Source organism: Paraburkholderia aspalathi (genome assembly GCF_900116445.1).
Lineage (GTDB): Bacteria > Pseudomonadota > Gammaproteobacteria > Burkholderiales > Burkholderiaceae > Paraburkholderia > Paraburkholderia aspalathi.
The window spans coordinates 1-2,477 of record NZ_FPBH01000086.1; the positions used below are offsets into that span (position 1 = coordinate 1).

Annotated in this window: 3 protein-coding genes; all 3 read left to right on the forward strand. The window is 62.2% G+C overall.

Translation table 11 applies throughout. The annotated features are described in order from the left end of the window. The first annotated feature begins 76 nt into the window (after positions 1 to 76). The 3 genes from tnpA (at position 77) to tnpC (ending at position 2,442) form a co-directional block, all read left to right on the forward strand. Positions 77 to 463 (forward strand): IS66-like element accessory protein TnpA, encoded by a 387-nt coding sequence (tnpA, locus tag BM438_RS44440; RefSeq protein ID WP_054043419.1) that lies wholly within the window; start codon positions 77 to 79, stop codon positions 461 to 463. Beyond that, entirely contained in the window at positions 460 to 798 is a 339-nt protein-coding gene (tnpB, locus tag BM438_RS44445; RefSeq protein ID WP_054043422.1) for an IS66 family insertion sequence element accessory protein TnpB, read from the forward strand. The genes tnpA and tnpB overlap by 4 nt, the downstream gene beginning before the upstream one ends. Before the next feature lie 63 nt (positions 799 to 861). Continuing rightward, the gene (gene tnpC / locus BM438_RS44450; protein WP_093647918.1) at positions 862 to 2,442 is read left to right on the forward strand and encodes an IS66 family transposase; all 1,581 of its coding nucleotides are present in this window, start codon (positions 862 to 864) and stop codon (positions 2,440 to 2,442) included. Positions 2,443 to 2,477: the final 35 nt, after the last annotated feature.

Sequence of the window (2,477 nt, forward strand, 5' to 3'; positions counted from 1 at the left end):
GTAAGCGCCTAGCCATCCCATCTTGAGTTGCATGGAAGGTCTTGGGAGCATCGTATCCACTTAAATAGGTGGACACGTGAACACTATCGAAGAAGAGGCGCCAGTTGGCCGTCGTCGACGCCGGCGCTATAGCGTCGAGTTCAAAGCCCAGGTGGTGGCAGCCTGCCAGGGGCCTGGGGTATCGCTCGCGGCCATCGCGTTGCACCACAAGCTGAACGCAAATCTGCTCCGACGTTGGGTAGAACAGGCCGAAGGGAACGAGCGCTTTCTCGTCTCACGTAGCGATGTGGCGGTGCAGTCGGCAGTGGCGCCGGCATTCGTACCGCTCTCGCTCGACACGAAGAACGTGCGCCCGGCTGAGATCCGCGTCGAAGTGCGCCGCGCGGACCAGTCGATAACGGTTAGCTGGCCGACATCAGAGGCCGCACAATGCGCCACCTGGCTGCGAGAGTGGCTCGCGTGATCCGCATTGATGAAGCATGGCTGGCAGTCGAACCACTGGACATGCGTGCGGGCTTCGATACGGCACTGGCGCGGGTGATTACGGTGTTCGGCGCGGCGCATCCGCACCATGCTTACCTCTTTGCCAACCGGCGGGCCAATCGCCTGAAGGTGCTGGTTCACGACGGAATCGGGATCTGGCTGGCAGCGCGACGGCTGAACGAGGGACAGTTCGTCTGGCCTCACGCTGGTAGCGAACCAAAGCAACACGCACTCACGCAGGAGCAGCTCGCAGGTCTGGTGGTGGGCTTGCCGTGGCAGCGCATCGGCCCGAACGGTGTGATCCGCGTCGTATGAGGCCAACAGGGACGTAAACTGTCGCGCTTCCACGGTGCCAGGGGTTCTGGCAGACTGGTTTGCATGAACCTGCCTGCCGACCTCAATGCCCTCAGCCCTGAACAGTTGCGCGCGCTCGCCGCGCAGCTGATTGCCCAGGTGCAGGAGAGAGACCGGGAGATTGAGGAGAAGACGCGGGAGGTCGAGGACAACGAACGCGAGCTGCATTACCGACAGACGCGTATCGAGCAGCTGAGCCACGAGATCTCCATCCTCAAGCGCCAGCAGTACGGTCGGCGCAGCGAACAGTTCAGCAGCGAGCAGATGAGCCTGCTGGAAGAAGCGATCGACGCGGATCTGGCCGCCATCGAACTGGAGCTCGAGCAGCTTCAGCCGCAAGCCACCGCCGACCAGTCACCCCAGCAACCGAAGCGCGCATCACTGCCAGCGCAACTGCCGCGCACAGAGATCCACCACGAGCCGGATAGCACCGTATGCCAGTGTGGCTGCGAGCGCGTGCGCATCGGTGAGGACATCAGCGAGAAGCTGGACTACACGCCGGGCGTGTTCACGGTTGAGCGGCATATCCGTGGCAAGTGGGTATGCAAGAACTGCGAAACGCTGATTCAGGCGCCAGTGCCCGCACACGTTATCGACAAGGGCATCCCGACCACGGGGCTGCTGGCCTCGGTGCTGGTTGCCAAATACGCTGACCACCTTCCCCTGTATCGTCAGGAACAGATCTTTGCGCGGGCGGGTCTGGCAATACCGCGATCGACATTGGGTGCGTGGGTCGGCACGTGCGGCGCACAGTTGCAGCCACTGGTCGATGCCCTGCATCAGGAACTCTTGCAGCAGGGTGTGCTGCATGCGGATGAGACACCGGTACAGATGCTTAGTCCAGGTAAAGGGAAGACACACCGGGCGTACTTGTGGGCGTATACGCCCACGCACTTCAGTGAGCTGCGCGCCGTGGTCTACGACTTCGCCGACAGCCGTGCAGGCGAGCACGCCCGCACCTTCCTTGCCGGCTGGCAGGGCAAGCTGGTGTGCGACGACTACGGCGGATACAAGGCCGGATTCCAGCAGGGCATCACTGAAATCGGATGTGCTGCGCACGCACGGCGCAAGTTCTTCGACCTGCATGCCAATCACAGCAGCCACGTCGCTGGACAGGCCATGCCGTTCTTCGCTGCGCTTTATGATATCGAGCGCGACGCTGCAGTGCTGGATGCCGAAGAGCGGCGCAAACTCCGGCAGAGTCGGGCCAAACCGGTGTGTGACGCACTTTATGAATGGATGGTGGCGCAGCGTAAGCTGGTTTCGGAAGGTTCAGCGATTGCGAAAGCGCTCGACTACAGCCTCAAACGTTGGGAAGCGCTCACGCGCTATCTCGACGACGGACACGTGCCGATAGACAACAACTGGGTAGAAAACCAGATACGTCCATGGGCTATCGGCAGAGCCAACTGGTTGTTCGCCGGCTCGCTACGAGCAGGCCAGCGCGCTGCCGCCATCATGAGCCTGATACGCTCGGCCCAACTCAACGGGCACGACCCGCACGCCTACCTGAAAGACATCCTCACGCGGCTGCCGACCCACAGGGCCAGCGACATCGCCGCATTGCTGCCGCATCGCTGGCACCCGCCTGCGACCATTGGCTAGCTCAATCCGTCAAGACGGGTTCTCCAGCCGCTTAC

Coding starts and splice junctions, on each gene's coding strand:
- tnpC (WP_093647918.1), top strand. CDS start 862: ATGAACCTGCCTGCCGACCTCAATGCCCTCAGCCCTGAACAGTTGCGC.